The organism is Kitasatospora sp. NPDC059088 (assembly GCF_042738155.1).
Lineage (GTDB): Bacteria > Actinomycetota > Actinomycetes > Streptomycetales > Streptomycetaceae > Kitasatospora.
This window is the reverse complement of sequence record NZ_JBHYGR010000122.1, coordinates 12,061-28,081: the sequence shown is the minus strand read 5'-3', so window position 1 is coordinate 28,081 and position 16,021 is coordinate 12,061. Positions and strand designations below refer to the sequence as shown.

16 protein-coding genes and 3 pseudogenes are annotated in these 16,021 nt (G+C 74.1%); 3 read left to right on the top strand and 16 right to left on the bottom strand.

The window, feature by feature from the left end; translation table 11 throughout:
• Together ACFWXO_RS36160 and ACFWXO_RS36155 are read left to right on the top strand one after the other, a co-directional pair.
• A pseudogene (locus tag ACFWXO_RS36160) lies at positions 1 to 408 on the top strand (hypothetical protein); the annotation flags it as partial.
• Complete coding sequence (locus tag ACFWXO_RS36155; RefSeq protein WP_380529430.1) at positions 405 to 878, top strand: NUDIX hydrolase; 474 nt, start codon at positions 405 to 407, stop codon at positions 876 to 878. The pseudogene ACFWXO_RS36160 and the gene ACFWXO_RS36155, both read left to right, overlap by 4 nt.
• Here the strand turns inward: ACFWXO_RS36155 and ACFWXO_RS36150 are convergent.
• The 15 genes and pseudogenes from ACFWXO_RS36150 to ACFWXO_RS36080 all read right to left on the bottom strand — a co-directional run bounded on the left by ACFWXO_RS36150 (position 875) and on the right by ACFWXO_RS36080 (position 14,221).
• Positions 875 to 1,426 carry an HD domain-containing protein gene (locus ACFWXO_RS36150; RefSeq protein WP_380529428.1) on the bottom strand — a complete coding sequence of 184 codons (552 nt, stop codon included), beginning with the start codon at positions 1,424 to 1,426 and terminating at the stop codon, positions 875 to 877. The genes ACFWXO_RS36155 and ACFWXO_RS36150 overlap by 4 nt on opposite strands.
• A gap of 6 nt (positions 1,427 to 1,432) precedes the next feature.
• Entirely contained in the window at positions 1,433 to 1,867 is a 435-nt protein-coding gene (locus ACFWXO_RS36145; protein WP_380529426.1) for a GntR family transcriptional regulator, read from the bottom strand.
• Positions 1,868 to 2,235: 368 nt separating this feature from the next.
• Positions 2,236 to 2,880 carry a LuxR C-terminal-related transcriptional regulator gene (locus tag ACFWXO_RS36140; protein ID WP_380529424.1) on the bottom strand — a complete coding sequence of 215 codons (645 nt, stop codon included), beginning with the start codon at positions 2,878 to 2,880 and terminating at the stop codon, positions 2,236 to 2,238.
• On the bottom strand, positions 2,844 to 4,163 hold the full coding sequence (locus ACFWXO_RS36135; protein ID WP_380529423.1) for a histidine kinase: 1,320 nt from the start codon (positions 4,161 to 4,163) through the stop codon (positions 2,844 to 2,846). The genes ACFWXO_RS36140 and ACFWXO_RS36135 overlap by 37 nt, the downstream gene beginning before the upstream one ends.
• Before the next feature lie 93 nt (positions 4,164 to 4,256).
• Positions 4,257 to 4,738 (bottom strand): annotated as a pseudogene (locus tag ACFWXO_RS36130) (MaoC family dehydratase).
• Positions 4,739 to 4,849: 111 nt separating this feature from the next.
• Positions 4,850 to 5,509 (bottom strand): annotated as a pseudogene (locus tag ACFWXO_RS36125) (2,3-diaminopropionate biosynthesis protein SbnB); the annotation flags it as partial.
• A 136-nt stretch (positions 5,510 to 5,645) separates the two neighbouring features.
• Complete coding sequence (locus tag ACFWXO_RS36120) at positions 5,646 to 7,367, bottom strand: phytoene desaturase family protein (RefSeq protein ID WP_380529421.1); 1,722 nt, start codon at positions 7,365 to 7,367, stop codon at positions 5,646 to 5,648.
• 23 nt (positions 7,368 to 7,390) lie between these two features.
• Entirely contained in the window at positions 7,391 to 8,119 is a 729-nt protein-coding gene (gene fabG / locus ACFWXO_RS36115) for a 3-oxoacyl-ACP reductase FabG (protein ID WP_380529419.1), read from the bottom strand.
• Positions 8,116 to 8,382 carry a hypothetical protein gene (locus tag ACFWXO_RS36110; RefSeq protein ID WP_380529417.1) on the bottom strand — a complete coding sequence of 89 codons (267 nt, stop codon included), beginning with the start codon at positions 8,380 to 8,382 and terminating at the stop codon, positions 8,116 to 8,118. The genes fabG and ACFWXO_RS36110 overlap by 4 nt, the downstream gene beginning before the upstream one ends.
• A gap of 94 nt (positions 8,383 to 8,476) precedes the next feature.
• Positions 8,477 to 9,337: a 3-oxoacyl-ACP synthase gene (locus ACFWXO_RS36105; RefSeq protein WP_380529415.1), complete on the bottom strand. Its 861-nt coding sequence runs from the start codon at positions 9,335 to 9,337 to the stop codon at positions 8,477 to 8,479.
• Between the two features lie 224 nt (positions 9,338 to 9,561).
• Complete coding sequence (locus tag ACFWXO_RS36100) at positions 9,562 to 10,158, bottom strand: hypothetical protein (RefSeq protein WP_380529413.1); 597 nt, start codon at positions 10,156 to 10,158, stop codon at positions 9,562 to 9,564.
• A 196-nt stretch (positions 10,159 to 10,354) separates the two neighbouring features.
• Positions 10,355 to 11,935 carry an ABC transporter permease subunit gene (locus ACFWXO_RS36095; protein WP_380529411.1) on the bottom strand — a complete coding sequence of 527 codons (1,581 nt, stop codon included), beginning with the start codon at positions 11,933 to 11,935 and terminating at the stop codon, positions 10,355 to 10,357.
• Positions 11,929 to 12,870: an ABC transporter ATP-binding protein gene (locus ACFWXO_RS36090; protein ID WP_380529409.1), complete on the bottom strand. Its 942-nt coding sequence runs from the start codon at positions 12,868 to 12,870 to the stop codon at positions 11,929 to 11,931. The genes ACFWXO_RS36095 and ACFWXO_RS36090 overlap by 7 nt, the downstream gene beginning before the upstream one ends.
• Before the next feature lie 110 nt (positions 12,871 to 12,980).
• Positions 12,981 to 13,580 carry a TrmH family RNA methyltransferase gene (locus ACFWXO_RS36085; protein ID WP_380529407.1) on the bottom strand — a complete coding sequence of 200 codons (600 nt, stop codon included), beginning with the start codon at positions 13,578 to 13,580 and terminating at the stop codon, positions 12,981 to 12,983.
• Positions 13,577 to 14,221 carry a class I SAM-dependent methyltransferase gene (locus ACFWXO_RS36080; protein ID WP_380529405.1) on the bottom strand — a complete coding sequence of 215 codons (645 nt, stop codon included), beginning with the start codon at positions 14,219 to 14,221 and terminating at the stop codon, positions 13,577 to 13,579. The genes ACFWXO_RS36085 and ACFWXO_RS36080 overlap by 4 nt, the downstream gene beginning before the upstream one ends.
• Positions 14,222 to 14,600: 379 nt before the next feature.
• Here ACFWXO_RS36080 and ACFWXO_RS36075 point away from each other — a divergent pair, with 379 nt between their 5' ends.
• The gene (locus ACFWXO_RS36075) at positions 14,601 to 14,798 is read left to right on the top strand and encodes a hypothetical protein (RefSeq protein ID WP_375887489.1); all 198 of its coding nucleotides are present in this window, start codon (positions 14,601 to 14,603) and stop codon (positions 14,796 to 14,798) included.
• Positions 14,799 to 14,876: 78 nt separating this feature from the next.
• On the opposite strand, the gene ACFWXO_RS36070 is transcribed toward ACFWXO_RS36075, so the two are convergent.
• On the bottom strand, positions 14,877 to 15,893 hold the full coding sequence (locus ACFWXO_RS36070) for a YbhN family protein (RefSeq protein ID WP_380529403.1): 1,017 nt from the start codon (positions 15,891 to 15,893) through the stop codon (positions 14,877 to 14,879).
• Positions 15,894 to 16,021 lie beyond the last annotated feature (128 nt).

Genomic DNA, 16,021 nt, shown 5'->3' with positions numbered 1-16,021 from the left:
TGTGTAACCCCCCCTGGCGGGCGGGGGGGGGCGGGGCCGCCCCCCCGCGCGGGGGGGGCCCCCCCGGGGGGGGGGGGCCCCCCCCAGCGCGGTGAGGACGAGGGGATCGGCCCGGCGATGGCGGGCAAGATTCGCAACGCCCTCGCCAACTATGCGCCGCTGTTCGGCCTCCCCGGAGTTGAGTTCCGGCTCCACTCGACGACGCTCTACAACTCGCTCTACCGGGCCGACGACGACCTGCTCGTCAACGGACACGTCTACGGTGTCGGCGCCTATCTGGCACCGGTGATGCACCTTTCCCAGGTGCCCGGCGGAGAGCTGTTCAGCACGTACGCGGCGAGCATCGAGCGGATCTGGGAGAGCTCCCGAGCCATCACCTCGCCACATCGTGAAAGTGAGGCTGCGTGAGCCGCATCGACTACTTCCATGACCCGGCCGCCCCGCCGGCGAACTCCGTCGTGCCCTCCGTTACGGCTGTCGTGAGGGACACCGATGGGCGGCTGTTGTTGATCCACAAGACGGACAACAACCTGTGGGCCCTCCCCGGCGGCGGGCACGACATCGGGGAGTCCGTGGCGGACACCGTGGTCCGCGAGGTCCGGGAGGAGACGGGGATCGACGTCGAGGTGGTTTCGGTCGTCGGACTCTATACGGACCCCGGTCACGTCATGGCCTACGACGACGGGGAGGTTCGGCAGCAGTTCTCCATCTGCTTCCGGGCGCGTCCTGTCGGCGGTGCCCTGCGGACGAGTTCGGAGTCGAAAGAGGTCCGCTGGGTGAACCCAGCGGACCTCGATGACCTGGACATTCACCCGTCCATGCGGCTGCGGATCAAGCACGGCTTGGAGCCTGACCGAGTGCAGCCGCACATCGGTTAGGTCGTGGTGTCGGCTTGGACCAAGCGACCTTCGACCCGGCGCGCGGCAGCGTCGATCTCCGGCTCGGCGCGGCGGATGAAGCGGCCGACGATGCTGTCGAGGCCGTACCGGCCGACGATCTCGGCGATCCGGTCAGGCGTCGTCGTCGGCGTGCCATCCGGCGTGGTGGTCATGTCGCAGTAGATCAGCGCGTCCACCAGGTGGGGTTCCTCCAGAGGGAACTCCGCCTCCAGCTCGTGGCGCAGGCCGCGCTCCTCAGCTTCGAGCAGCGCGCACGAGTGATGGGCGACCAGCCGCACGACGCGCTCGTCCACGCTCTCCGAGCGGAGGAACCGGGCGCCGTCGAGCGGGTGGAATCCCGAGTTGACGATCCTCGGCGAGTAGCCGACGTCGTGCAGGACGGCCGCGGACTCCAGCAGCTCGGCGTCCGGGCCGAGGATCCCGGCCAGGGTGCGCGCCCGGCCCGCCACCCCCAAGGAGTGGGACCAGCGGCGGGGGAGATCGGTGGACAGGAGGGACTCGGCAAGGTCGTAGGCCCACACGGGCATCTGCTCCTAGGTGTGATTGGCGGGCAGGGCGCGGACGGTTCGGCCCTTTCCGTGGCGCACTTCGAGGACCCCGGCGCCCTCCATCTGTGCGAGGGCGCGCCGGACCGTACCTCTCGCTGCACCGGTGTGCTCCGTGAGTTCCTTCTCCGAGGGAAAGACGGCCCCGACGTCGAGCTTTCGGGCGAGAGCGGTGAGCTGGTCAAGCACCGGGACCTTGGGCTCGGCGCGTCCGACAACCCATCCGACGCCGGGCTGCGACCGAATCAGGCCCTCCGCCGCGAGGACGTCGAGAGCGCGTTTCACCGTGGTGCGGGCGACGCCGTGCTCCTCCATCAGCTCCGCTTCGGAGGGGAGCGCCGTCACCGTGGAGTCTCCGCTGATCTTGGTCCGCAGCGCATCGGCGATCCGCAGGTAGGTACCGCGCGGGCTCCGCTCGGGCACTGGCCGCTCCCTTCTCTAGGTCGATACCTAGACAGGATGAACGATTCCGAGGGAGGGCTGCTAGCTTCCAGGCCGTCTGTCCGTCGCGGTGGCCTGGGGCCAGCGTGGCTGGTCGGGTGCCCGGTCTCAGTTCTGGTCTCAGTCCACCGCGTCCGTGGCGATCCGTTTCGGTCCTGTGCAGTCCGCCGACCAGCGACGCGGACGAACCCGGACGGCCACGGACGATGATTGGGCAAACTCGTAATGCGTAGGTCGCGGGTTCGAATCCCGCAGGCGGCTCTGTAGAAGCCCCAGGACTCACTCGCCGTGACCTGGGGCTTTTGCCTTTTCTCGGCCTGGGGGCAGGACCGGTGCGCGGGTGCCGGGGGTTATTGGTCGAGGTAGGTGGGGACGGCGAGGACGCGGCGGTTGTCGGTGTCGGTGGGGAGGAGGTTGAGCTTGGTGAAGATGTTGCTGATGTGTTTGGCGACGGCCTTCTCGGTGATGAAGAGGCCCTGGGCGATGCCGGCGTTGGAGCGGCCCTGGGCGAGCCATTCGAGGACTTCGCGTTCGCGGGTGGAGAGGGCGGCGACGGATTCGTCGCGTTCCTTGCGGATGAGGAGTTGGGAGATGACCTCGGGGTCCATGGCGGTGCCGCCGTCGGCGACGCGGCGGATGGAGTCGAGGAACTGGGAGCCGTTGGTGACGCGGTCCTTGAGCATGTAGCCGACGCCGCGGCCGCCGCTGGCGAGGAGTTCGCGGGCGTAGAGGGGTTCGACGTACTGGGAGAGGAGGAGGACGGGGAGGGTCGGGGTGGTGCGGCGGGCGGTGAGGACGGCGCGCAGGCCCTCGTCGGTGAAGTCGGGGGGGAGCCGGACGTCGACGACGGCGACGTCCGGCTGGTGGTCGGTGAGGGCGCGGAGGAGGTCGGCGCCGTTGTCGACGGCGGCGGTCACCTCGTGGCCGTAGGCCTGGAGGAGGCGGATCAGGCCGTCCCTCAGGAGGAAGTGGTCTTCGGCGAGGACAATGCGCACGGGAGCTCCATGGTGACCATGGTGGGGCCGTTGACGGGGCTGCTGACGGCGAGGACGCCGTCGAAGGTGGCGAGCCGTCGTTCGATGCCGCGCAGGCCGGTGCCGCGGGTGGCGTCGGCTCCGCCGCGGCCGGTGTCCGTGACGGTGACGCGCAGCATGCCGTGATCGTAGCGAATGTCGATCCAGGCGCGGTCCGCGTGCGAGTGCTTGGAGACGTTGGTGAGGATCTCCGAGATGGCGAAGTAGGCGGCGGACTCGACGGGCATCTCGGGGCGGCCGGGGAGGTCGACCGCGACCTCGGTGGGGACCGGGCAGACCATCGCCAACGCCCGGACGGCGTCGGCCAGTCCGCGGTCGGCGAGGACCGGCGGGTGGATGCCGCGGACCAGGTTGCGGATCTCCTCCAGGGCCTTGGAGGAGGACTCCCGGGCCTCGATCAGCAGGGCGCGGACGGCGTCCGGGTTGGTCTCCAGGAGGTGCTCGGCGGCGTCCAGGGTCATGCCCATCGCGACCAGGCGGGCCTGGGCGCCGTCGTGGAGGTCGCGCTCGATCCGGCGGATCTCGGCCATCTGGGTGTCCACCGCGGTGCTGCGGGTGGTGGTGAGGTGCTCGATCCGGCTGGCCATCAGCTCCTGCTCGCTCGGGGCGAGCATCGAGCGGGTGTGGAGGGCGTGCCGGCGCACCGCGCGGGGCGCCGTCCAGAGGGCGAGCGGGAGTTGGAGCAGGCCGAGGACACCGGCCAGGACGGCGGTGGCCTGGCCGTCGATCGGGATGAACTGGTACCAGAGGCCGTCCCACTCGGTGGACAGCGGGACGCCGAAGAAGGCCAGGAAGATCCCCCAGAGGCCGCTGAGCACCAGGGCGATCGGGCCGAAGGCGAGCAGGCCGCCGGCGATCGGGTCGGTGAGGATCCAGGCGAACTCCCGGCGGGTCTGCGGGTCGCTCATGATCCAGCGGTAGCGGGCGATCGCCCCGGAGGCGCCCTCGGGGACGGGCGGCAGCGGTCCGGGCGGGCCCGGGATCCGGACGCCCGACCAGTCCTCGGCCAGGCCGCGCTGATGGGCCGCCAGGGCGCGGACCCGCTGCATCGCCCGGGGCACCAGGCCGAGGCCGGGGCCGACCAGGGAGATCGCGGTGGTGAGTCCGAGGGACCGGCCGAAGGCGGAGACGGAGAGCCAGCAGAGCGTCAACGCGCGCCGGAGTCCGGTGAGTCCGGCGGAAGCGGAGAAGCCCCTGATCTCGACCGGTGCCGGGTCGGGCCCGAGCTGCATCGTGCGGTCCATGGACGCGCTCCTCTCTGGTGCCTGCGTGCTGCTCCCGGCCGTGGTGGCCGTGGGGACCATTCTGGCGGCGGTGGGGTGCGGGGCGCGGTGGTACTAACTCCCCTCTTGGGGAGACGCCTTCGGGGTGGCGAGGAAGAGGGAGAGGGTGTCGGCGACGCAGGCCGCGCGGGTCTCGCCCTCGATCTCCACGGTCATCCGCACCGCGGCCAGGTGGCCGGCCGGTGTCTCGCGCACGCTGGTCACCCGGGCGCCGCCGCGGACCCGGCGCCGACCTTCACCGGGTGCGGGAAACGCACCTTGTCCAGGCCGAAGTTGACGCCCATGGTGACGGACTCGATCGCGAAGATGGCGCGCATCATCGCCGGCAGCAGGCCGAGCGTCAGGTAGCCGTGGACGATGGTGGTGCCGAAGGGGCCGGTGGCCGCGCGTTCCGGGTCCACGTGGATCCACTGGAGGTCGCCGGTCGCGCCGGCGAACCGGTCGACGCTCTCCTGGGTGACGACCAGCCAGTCGCTGTAGCCGAGGTGCTCGCCGGTCGCCTCGGTGAACTCGGCCAGGGTGGCAAAGGATCTCATGGGGTGATTCTCCGCCGCGGCGGCTGACGCTCAACTGACGTGCCGCTGACGGAGGGTGGGGGAGAGGGGGGGAGGGTGGAGGAGGGCCGGGGGAAGGGGGGAGGGGCGGGGTCAGCCGTAGCGCTTGAGCTCGTGGAAGAAGTCGGGGACGGTGTGCAGCCGGCCCGCCGCCAGGACCTGGTCGTGGACGTGCTTGGCGACGGCCAGGTCGAGCACGCCGAGGCCGAACGGGGAGAAGACCACCGTGCGGTCGGCGGGCGGGGTGATCGTGCCGGTGAGCACGTCGTACAGCGTGCCGGCCACGAACGCGCGGTGGCCGACGCGCTGTTCGGCCAGGTGCGGAGAGGTGCCGGCCTTGAGGCAGTGGTCGATGTCGTCGACCACGTTCCAGGAGTCGAGGACGATCTCCGGGGAGAGGTCGCGCAGCGAGATGTGCAGCACGAGCGGGTGGTGGGCGAACCAGGCCGGGTCCGTCACGTGCGGTTCGCCGGCCACGGTGGCGAAGACGACCAGGCCGGCGGAGCGGACCAGGTCCTCGGGCTTCTCGTGGACGGTGACGGCCAGGTCCTCGCCCTCGGCCCGGCGCAGGTAGTCGGCGAAGCCGTGGGCGTGGTCGGCGGAGAGGTCGTGGACACCGGCCTCGGTGAAGTCGAAGCCGTTGGCGGCGAGGTAGGTGTGGAGGTAGCGGGCGATCAGGCCGACCCCGAAGAAGCCGACCCGGCGCGGGCGTTCGCCCCGGGCGTCGGCCAGCCGGGCGGCCTCGACGGTGGCGATGACGTCCTGCTCGTGGCCGTGCAGGGCCTCGTGCACCTGGGCGCCGGGGACGACGGCGAAGGTCGGGGCACCGGTCATGGGAACACTGGTCATGGGAACACTGCTCCTGCTCGGGTGCGGTACGGGAGTGGGTTCAGCCGATCCGGGCGAGGCCCTTGGCGCCCTGCCGGGCGCGCCCGCGGGAGACCAGCAGCGGGTCCCAGTCGGGGCCGCGGTCGGGGAGCCTGGCCGGGTCGCCGAGCACGGCGCCCGCGGCGACCTCGGTCAGCAGCGGGCGGTCCAGGATCTGCCCGGCGGCGACGATGCCGCCGGTGGCGACCGCGCTCAGGCCGCTGCCGAAGCGGGTGCTCTGGCCGACCACGTACAGGCCCTCGACGTCGGTGCGCACGTCGGGCCGCTTGCTGACGTTGCCCCAGCGGGCCATGCCGTACGGGGTGCCGCCGCTGCTGCGGGTGTAGCGCTCGTGGCTGAGCGGGGTGGCCGTCTCCAGGTGGGTGATGCGGTCCCGGAAGGGGCCGACCACCTTCTCGGCGGCGGTCACCATCAGTTCGGTGAACTGCTGCTTGCGCGCCTGGTAGGCGGCGTCGCGGCGGTAGGGCTCGCCGTCCACCGGGCCGCCGCGGACGCCCCAGAAGTCGTAGCCGGGCGGGCAGAGGGTGAGCAGCTGGAAGTTGGAGTGGCCGGGCGGGCAGACCGCGGTGGCGTCCGGGTCCTTGCGGGAGGCGAAGGAGAACATCAGCTGGGGTATCGAGTCCACCGTGCCGTCGCGTTCCCAGCGCTCGATCATGGCGGCGTGGGCGGCCTCCATGTCGTCGCTGCCGTGCCACCAGAGGTTGGCGTTGGGCAGGCCGGGCAGCTCGGTGTCGAGGGCGATGTACACCGCGACCAGGGCGCCGCGCATGGTGGCCGCGCGGGTCCGGTCGACCAGGTCGGCGGGGAAGGCCCGTTCGCCGCCGCACAGGTCGAGCACGGTGCGGCGGTAGTCGGCGTTGGAGATCACCAGGGGGGCGGAGATCCGGGTGCCGTCGGTGAGTTCGACGCCGGTGGCGCGACCGTCCTCGATCAGGATCCGGCGCACCTCGCAGCGGGTGCGCAGCTCGCCGCCGTACGACTCCAGGGCCTCGACGAAGGCGGCCACCAGGACCTGCCCGCCGCCCTCCGGGTAGTAGGCGCCGCGCAGGTAGTGGTCGAGCATCGCGGCGTGCTCGGCGAAGGTGATGCCGTCCGGCATGGTGCCGTAGTTGCCGGCCTGGGCGGCGAGCAGGGTGCGGGCCTTGGGCGAGAGGCCGCAGTGGTCCAGGGCCTCGGCGAGGGTCCGGGCCCGGCGGGCCCAGCGCATGGTGTCCGGGTACTGGCGGAACAGGTCGACCATGGGGCGGCCGAGCAGGGCCTCCCGGGTGGCTCCGGCCACCGTCTCGGCGAGGTGGACGAAGCGGTCGACGCCCTCGGCCTCCTCGGGCAGGGCCGCGCGCAGCCGGTCCCGGTAGCCCGGCCAGCCGGCCGGCACGTCCAGGGTGGCGGTGGGGGTGATGATCCGGTCGAAGCCCTGCTCGTTGTCCATCGGGCGGAAGGACACCCGGTCGCGGACGCCGAGTCCGGACAGGATCGCGGGGAAGATGCCGTCCGGCCCGCAGTCGCCGACGTAGTGGGTGCCGACGTCGAACTCGTACTTGCGCCGGCGGCGGAAGACGTGGGCGTTGCCGCCGGCCACGTCGTGCTGTTCGAGGACGAGCACGCTGCGCCCGTCGGCGGCCAGGTAGGCCGCGCTGACCAGTCCGCCGAGGCCGCTGCCGACCACGATCGCGTCGTAGTGGTCTCTGCCGCCCCCGGCCGTCGGACCCTGCACTTCCCGCATTCCCGCCCCCACTCGTCGGACCATCAGAACGTGCCGCCGCCGTGGATCTCGAAGACCGACCCGCTGATGTACGCCGCCCGGTCGGACAGCAGGAAGGAGACCAGGTCGGCCACCTCTTCCGGCTTGCCGATCCGCCCGAGCGCAACGCTCCCCAGCATCCGTTCCAGCGCTGCCCCGGACATCCCGCCGACCATGTCGGTCGCGATCAGGCCCGGGGCGACCACGTTGGCCCGCACGCCGCGCGGGCCGCACTCCTTGGCCAGGGATTTGGTGAAGCCGATGATCCCCGCCTTCGAGGCGGCGTAGTTGGCCTGGCCGACGTTACCGTAAATCCCGGACACTGACGACAGGTTGACGATCACTCCGGTGCGCCGCTTGCTCATCGCGAAGGCCGTCGCGCGGCACACGTGGTAGACGCCGTCCAGGTTCGTGCGCAGCACTTCGTCCCAGTCGGATTCGGGCATCAGGATCACCGGACGGTCCCTGGTGATGCCCGCCGAGGTGACCGCGGCGTCGACCGGGCCGAGGTCGCGCTCGGTGCGGGCGAACCAGTCGCGGACCGCGGCGGAGTCGGCCACGTCGCAGCGGGTCGCGGTGATCCGGGTGCCGGCCTCCCCGGCCTCCTTGACCAGCCGGTCGGCTGCGTCGGCGTCGGCGCGGTAGCAGAAGGCGACGTCGTAGCCGTCCCGGGCGAGGCGGAGCACGATCGCCCGGCCGATGCCCCGGGAGCCGCCGCTGACCAGGGCGATCATGCGTCGGCTCCGTTCGGGGCGGTCGGGTTCGGGGCGGTCGGGTGCGGGGCGGTCTGCTTCGGGGTGGTGGTCGCGGCGGGAACGGTGGCCGGGGCCAGCAGGCGGAGCACCGCGCAGCCGACCGCGCCGTCCCGGTCGACGGCGGTGACCAGGGCGGTCCGGCCCGCCGCGGCCGGTTCGGTCTCGGCGGTGCTGAGCAGCGCCTGGATCTGGAAGGTCGCGGCGGCCGGGCCGGGGTCCAGCAGCTGCTGGTGGCCGGTCACGGGCCTTCGGCCCGGGTTGCTTGAGCCTTCGGCGCTGCGCGGCGGCTTCGCCTCGGCCCCCGCCGCCTCACCCCGGAGGAGCGAGCCCTCAGGCTCAAGAGCTGGGAGCCGTACGTCGGCCAGGCCGTCCGCCCGCTCCGGCGGCTCCAGCGGCTCCAGCGGCCCGGCGGGAAGGGTCGAGGAAGACCTTCTCCAGCGGCAGCCCGAGGTCCTTGCAGACGCCGAGCCAGGACAGCCGGTTGACGTTGTGCGGCAGCACCAGCGCCAACTCGTCGATCCCGCAGCCCGCTTCGGCCAGCGCCGCGGCGATCACCTCGCACAGGCCGGGCCCGTAGAGGTCCTGGAACTCCTTGGCGGCGACCTCGCCCATGACGAACTCGTCGCCGAACCGCGGGTAGGTGCGCGCCGCGTAGCCCGTCATCCGGTCCGGGCCGGAGCGGTCCGCGCTCACCAGGACGGCGGCGGTGCCCTCGCCCATCACGGTGACGTCCGGGATGGACTGGGTCTGCGCGGTGCAGGCCTTCTCCCCGGCGACGACCAGGGCGAGCGCGTTCGGGTCCGGGTCGGCGGCGAGCAGGGTGCCGGCCAGGTCCAGGGCGAGCAGGCCGGAGGCGCAGGCGTGGTGCGAGACGACGAACGCGGCGGCGTGCTCCAGGCCGAGTTCGGCCTGGAGCGGCCCGAGCGCGGTCAGCGGGTACGGCAGCGGCGAGGGCATGGTGCGGGCCTGGAGGACGTACTTGACGCGCTGTTCCTGGCCGCGCAGCTCGACCAGCTTGGTCGCGGCGCGCAGCAGCAGCTCGGTCTCGGTGGCCGCCGGGTCGCGGCACACCTCGGCGAGCCCGTAGAAGCGCTGGTAGCGGCGCAACTGGACGTCCGTCAGCTGGAGTCGCCGCTGGAAGCGGGCGATCGGGACGGTGTCGGGAAGGCAGCTGGAGACCGCCGTGATCGACGTCATGCCCACTACGGTGGCGCGCGGCGCTGACGGGCAGCTGACGCCGGGCTGACCGTCGCCCTGGGCCCGCCGGCGGCGGCCGGCCGCGGGGGGGGGGCGCGGGCGGGGGCGGGCCGCCGGCCCGGGGCTCCCCCCCCCCGCCCCCCGGGCGGCGCGCCCGCCCCGCGGGGCGTCGGCGCAGGCCCGCCGCGCCGGGCGGGCCCGCCGGTGTCGTCGCCGCCCTGGCGCTACCGGTGCAGGACGGTGCCGCCTCCGATGACCCAGAAACCGGCCGGGACGGTGCCGCACCGGGTGACCTCGGTGTGCCTCGTGGGGTCGGTCCGTTCCCAGCCGACCCGGCGCTCGCCGTGCCCGTCGGCCGGGTAGAAGGTCAGACCGGCCTCGGGGTGCTGCCCGGGCTGGAAGGGCTGCGGCTCGCCGCCGAGCGGGGTGAGCACCATCCGCGAGATCGGCCCGGTCACCGTGACGGCGCCGTCCGCGTCGACGGTCAGACAGTCGACGTCGAACTCGGCCCGGATGGTGCCGTCCTTGTCGAAGACGTGCTGCACCACGGCGTGCCCCCGGGCCCGGCCGTCGACCGTACGGGCGCTGACCTGCGCGGTGAGCCGCTCGCCGGGGTTGGCGCCCGGGCCGTGCTCGTTGAGCAGCGTCCAGCCGCGCAGGGCGAGGTGCCCGGCCGGTCCGGCGGTCGCCGCAGCCGCGGCCGCAGGTACGGGTACGGCCGCGGGCACAGCGGCGGGCGCGGCGCCGGCGGTGCCGGCCGTCCCGGCGGCGAGGGCCGTGACGGCGGTGGCGAGCGCGATGGCGGCGGTGAGCTTGCGCATGGTCGATCCTTCGATGCGTCAAGGGAGTTCGGGCTGTTGCCCGACCCCTCCAAGCTCCCAGCCCACCACCGCCCGCGGCCTCCGCCCCGGGGAGGGACCGGCTCCCCCCGGTGGGGGAACCGCGCCTCCTCCGCCCGGCCCACCGCAGGACGCCGGGGCCGTACGGTGACGGCCGCACGCGGTCACCGCGCCGCCCTCACCGCACGGCCCGGCGTATCGCCTCCAGGGCGAGCGCGGCCGCGGCCAGGGCGGCGGCCAGCCCGGCGACCGCCGCCGGGGCCGGGGCGCGGTCTCCGGAGACGCCCAGGAAGTCCAGCCCGGAGACGTGGTTGACCATCCCGTACCAGAGCATCGGGTAGATGGTCTGGAACAGCCGGGGTCCACGGCTGAGGCTGCCGCAGAGCAGGGCCAGGGCGGGCACCAGCAGCGCGCCCGCCACGGCGCCCAGCGCCGCCCGGGACTGCCCGGCGGCGGCGAGCCGCAGGGCCGGCACGGCCGTCACCGCCAGTGCCGGGACGATCCCGGCGAGCAGCCCGGCCAGCCCCCGGCGCAGCGGGGACGGGCAGGCGGCGAGCAGCTGCTCGGTGCTGCCACCGTCGGCCCGGTGGCCCATCCGGGCCCAGAGCGGAATCGGCCAGAGCATCGCGAACGGCAGCACCGCGTGGCTCGGCCCGTCCGGTGCGACGGCCGCCGCGGCCACCGCGAGCAGGGCCGCCCCGGCCCACCAGAGCCGCTGCCCCCGCACCAGGATCCGCAGCTCCCCGAGCAGCGCGTCGAAGCCGATCCGCCCCTGCCGGGGAGCGGCCGGTCGGGCGGGCCCCAGGGCGAAGCCCGCCGGCGCGGCGGCGACGCCGGGGCCGGGGCCGATGGTCCCGCCGCCCGCCCTGCCTGGCCGCGCCCGCCCGGTGCCCCGCCGGGCCGGATCCCCGTCGAAGCGCCGGAACCAGAGCGCCCCGACCAGCGCGATCCCCACCGCCGCGCCGACCAGCAGCACCCCCGTGGCCGCTGGTCCGCCTGCCTCGCCCGGCCCGAGCCCGGGCCAGTCGAAGGTGCCGAGCACCCGGTTGTCCGCCGTCAGGCCCACGCCGAACTCCACCCCGGCGACCGGACGCCCACCCGCCGCGAGCGACTCCCGGATCGAGGCGGTGATCCGCCGCATGCCCAGTAGGTCCGGCCCGCCGCCGGCCTGCGCGCCGAGCACCGTCACCAGCCAGACCGCGCACCAGAGCGCCGCTCCCAGCCCGCCGCGCAGCCCGGGCACGGTGTCGAAGAGCACCGCGCACCCGGCCACCGCCGCCAGCAGCGGCAGTGTGATCAGGACGTACGGCAGCAGCAGCCGCACCGCGTCCACCCGGCCCGAGTCGCCCTTGACCAGCTGCACCGCGAGCGCCGTCCCGGCGAGCGCGAGCAGCATCGAGCCGAACAGCAGCAGGTTGCCGACGAACTTGCCCGCCAGGTAGCCCGCCCGGCTGAGCGGGGTGGCGGCGAGCAGCCGACCGACACCGCTCTGCTCGTCCCGCCCGATGCCGCCCCGGGCGATCCCGAAGCCGGCCAGCGAGAGCCAGACCGCGCCGCCGAGCGCGGTGACCGTCCCCACGTAGCCGCTGGTGTAGCGGCCGTGCAGGTCGGTCACCTGGAACACTTCCCAGCGGGAGTCGCCCACCGGCGCGGCGAGCAGCCCGAGCGCGAGCGTGCCGAGCAGCACCACCAGGTAGCCGGGCCGGCGCCGGCGCTCCCGGAAGTCGGCCAGGGCCAGCGCCCCGATGCGCGTCACCATGGCCTCACCGCCTCCGGCTGCCCGGGCCCGGTGCGGTCGGCGGTGAGCAGCAGGTAGGCGTCCTCCAGCCGGGGCGGTACGGGCCGCGCCCCGGGCGCGGGCGCCTGCCGGGAGAGCACCCGGGCCCGGACGCCCTCCGGGGTGCGGGTGGTGGCGCCGACCGGGAAGCGCGAGCGCAGCGCCGGGAGCCCGTCCGCGGCGACGGTCAGCTCCCAGACGGAGCCCTCGGCCCCGCGCAGCAGCTCCTCCGGACTGCCGTGGTGCAGCAGCCGCCCGCCGCCCATCACCGCGATCCGGTCGGCGGTGGCGGCGACGTCCGGGACGATGTGGGTGGACAGCACGACGATCCGGTCGGCGCCGAGCCCGCTGAGCAGGCTGCCGAAGCGCAGCCGCTCCTCCGGGTCGAGCCCGACCGTGGGCTCGTCCACGATCAGCAGCGCCGGGTCGTTGAGCAGCGCCTGGGCGATGCCGACCCGTTGGCGCATCCCGCCCGACATCGCGCCGAGCCGCTGCCCGGCCGCGCCGGTGAGGTTGACCAGGTCGAGGAGCTGCTCGATCCGGGCCGCGGCGGAGCGCCGCCGCAGCCCCTTGGCGGCGGCCAGGTAGGCGAGGAACTCGCGGGCGGTGAGCTGCGGGTAGACGCCGAAGTCCTGCGGCAGGTAGCCGACGGCGCGGCGCAGCGGCCCGGGCCGGCGGGCGATGTCCACCCCCTCCCACAGCACCCGCCCCGAGGTGGGCCGGGTGACCGTGGCCAGGATGCGCATCAGGCTCGACTTGCCGGCGCCGTTGGCGCCGAGCAGGCCGAGCACGCCGGGCCGGAGCGTCAGCGAGAAGGAGTCGACCGCGCGTCTGCCGCCGCGGTACTCCTTGGTGAGGTCGAGGATCTGGAGTTCGGTCACGTCCCGAATGCTTCCGGCCGGGCCGTGCCCGCACATCTGCCGTTCGGCAGATATCCGGCGGCTTCCGGCACCGGATCACGCCGAGGAACGCCGGAGGGGTGTGCCGTTCGGCACACCCCTCCGATCATCTGACGACGGATCAGATGTCAGTCCTCGTCGCCGAAGTCGCCCTCGACGTCGCCGCCGAGGTCGCCCCCGGCGTCACTCCCGTCCGGGGTGCCGCTGATCGCGTACCCCTGCCGGCGCGCCTCGTAGCAGGCCACCGTCGCGGCCGCCGAGACGTTCAGCGAGCCGACCCGGCCCAGCTGCGGCACGAACACCACCTGGTCGCAGAGCTCCAGCGCCTCGGGCGTGATCCCGCGGTCCTCGTGCCCCAGCACGAAGGCCACCGCGGGGGTCAGCCCGGCGGCGAACATCGGCACCGCGTCGTCCGCCAGCTCCAGCCCGACCACCTTGAAGCCGTCGGCCTTCGCGGCCGCGACCGCCTCGGCGACGGTCGGGAAGTGCTCCACCTTCAGGTACTTGTCGGTGCCCATCGCGGCCTTCTGCGCGCCGGACGAGCGCACCGACGGGGTGTCCCCGGTCAGGTACAGCTTCTCGGCGCCCATCGCCGCCCCGGTGCGCACCACCGAACCGACGTTGAACGGCGACTGCAGGTTCTCCAGGATCATCGCGAGCCGGAACTCGTTGCTGCGCCGCCAGGTGCGGTGCAGTCGCTTCAATTCGGTCCCGCGCAGCTGCTTCACGACGTCGTTCCCCGTCCACTCTCGGTGCCCTCGCCCGCTTCCGGGCGGGGCCGCGCTTCCAGAATCCGGAACCCGTTGACCGACGCGACCCGGGAGGTCGGGTAGCCCTGCTCGTTGAGCCACTTCTGCAGCGAGTCCGAGCCCAGGTGCTTCTGCACCACGAGGAACGCCGAGCCGTCCGGGGTCAGCCGGCCGAGCCAGTGGGTCAACAGCCCGCGCAGCTCGGCCTTGCCGATCCGGATCGGCGGGTTGGAGTAGATGGTGGCGAACCGGAGGTCCTCGGGGACCTCGTCCGGCAGCGCGGCCTGGACGTTGCCCAGCCGCAGGGCCTCCGCGTTCAGCCGGACCAGCTCCAGCGCGCGCTCGTTCACGTCCACCGCCCACACCGGGAGCCGCTTGCGGCGGGTCGCCCAGGTCAGCGCGATCGGGCCGTAGCCGCAGCCGACGTCCAGGATCGGGCCGCGGACCCGCGGCGGCGGGGCGTGCTCCAGCAGGACCCGGGTGCCCTGGTCGAGTCGGCCGTGCGAGAACACCCCCGCGTCGGTGGTGAGTTCGAGGGTCAGGTCCGGGAGCGAGACCGTGATCGGCCGGCGCTCGCTGGCGACCTCGGGCGCACTGGAGAAGTAGTGCGAGCCGGACATGGGTTCCCCGTCGTTCGTAAGGGCCGTCGTGGTCAGGCCGTCGTGCGGATGGGCCTCGGGGCCCACCGGGTGGGTGCGGGACGGCCCTGGGTACGGCACCGATCGTACCCCCGGCGGCCTGCGGGGCGTTCCGCCCGGCCCCGGGGGGACGGGCCCGCGGGCGGGGCCCCGGACCGGTCGGCGCGGCCGCCCGGGCGGCGTCCGGGCGGCGTCCGGGGCGATCGTCGCGCGGAACGCCTCCGGAGCCGGGCGGGCGTGGTCGGGGCCCGGACAACACGCCGGAGCGCCCTCGGCACGTCGCGTCCGCGCGCCCGGCGGCGGATACTGCGAGTACCGCCATCCGGGCCCTGGGAGCCTCCCGACAGTGAGGACGGACGCCATGCCGCAGAATCACGAGGACTACCTGATCGACGAGGCTGCCGAGACCGTCGAGCCCGACGACGCAGCGACCGACGGCGACGAGTACGACGAGGTCGCCGAGCGCCGGGCCGTCGGCGGGGACCCGGCCACCGACCTCGCGGACGCCGCCGAGCAGAGCCGGGTCGTCCAGCTCGACGAGGACGAGTACCGGGAGTAGCGGCAAGCGCCCACCAGCACTCACCGGCCCCCGCACGCCCCACCGGCCCCCACGCGCCCCCTACAGCGCCTTGCGGCCCTACAGCGCCTTGCGGCGCTGCAACCAGGTCATCGCCGCCCAGCCCGGCAGTACCGGCAGGATCAGCGTCAGCAGCCGGAACAGCGCCACCGCCGCCAGCGCCCCGCCCTCCTCCATCGACGCGGTCTGCTGGAGCCCCAGCAGCAGCGCCCCGTCCACCGCGCCGACCCCGCCCGGGGTCGGCGCTGCGTTGCCCGCCGCGTTGCCCACCAGGAACACCACCGCCACCGCGGCGAAGGACGGTGCCCGGCCGATCGCCAGGGCGCAGCAGTACAGGCAGGTGATCAGGCAGAGCGACACCGCCAGCTGTCCGGCCACCCCCACCGCCAGCCGCCCCGGATTGCGCAGCAGGTCCAGCAGCCGCGGCAGCACCTCGGCCGTCAACGGCCGCAGTCGCGCCGCCAGCCACCGCCGGGCGGGCGGGATCGACCACACCACCACCAGCAGCACGGCCGCCACCACCAGCCCGCCGACCACGGCCGGCAGCGCCGCCAGCTCCGAACCGCCCGGCTGCGCGTCCACCAGGTAGACGAAGGCCCCCAGCTGCAGCAGGTGCAGCACCAGCCCGATCAACTGCCCCACCCCGACGCTGGACAGCGCCTGCGCGGTGGGGATGTTCGCCCGCTGCAGCAGCCGGGTGTTCAGCGCGATCCCGCCGACGCCCCCGGGCGACACCAGCTTCACGAACGCCCCGGCCAGCTGCGCCAGCACCACGTTGCGGAAGTTCAGCCGCTCCGGCACGAACCCGACGAACCCCATCGCCGCCGCCACGTGGCTCAGCCCCGCGGCCAGCACCGCCAGCGCCATCCACCACGGATCGGCATCGGTCAGCGCCGCGATCGGGTTGTCCTCCACCGCGAAGAACTGCGGGATCAGCAGCACCCCGGCCACCACCCCGCCCGCCACGGCGAACAGGGTCCGCGGCCGCAACCGCTCCAGCCGCACCGGCCGCCCCACCACCTCCGGGCGCCCGCGCGACACCTCCGCCCGGATCTCCTCCAGCAACCCGCCGGACACCCCGGCCTCCGCCCCGGCCTCCGCCCCCGCCCCCGCGCGCGGGGCCCGCGGGGGGGCGCTCGCCGCCGCCGCCGGGGGGCTAGGGGGTCACACGCGGGGGCAGGTCCGGGCAGCCCGCCAAGAGAGCG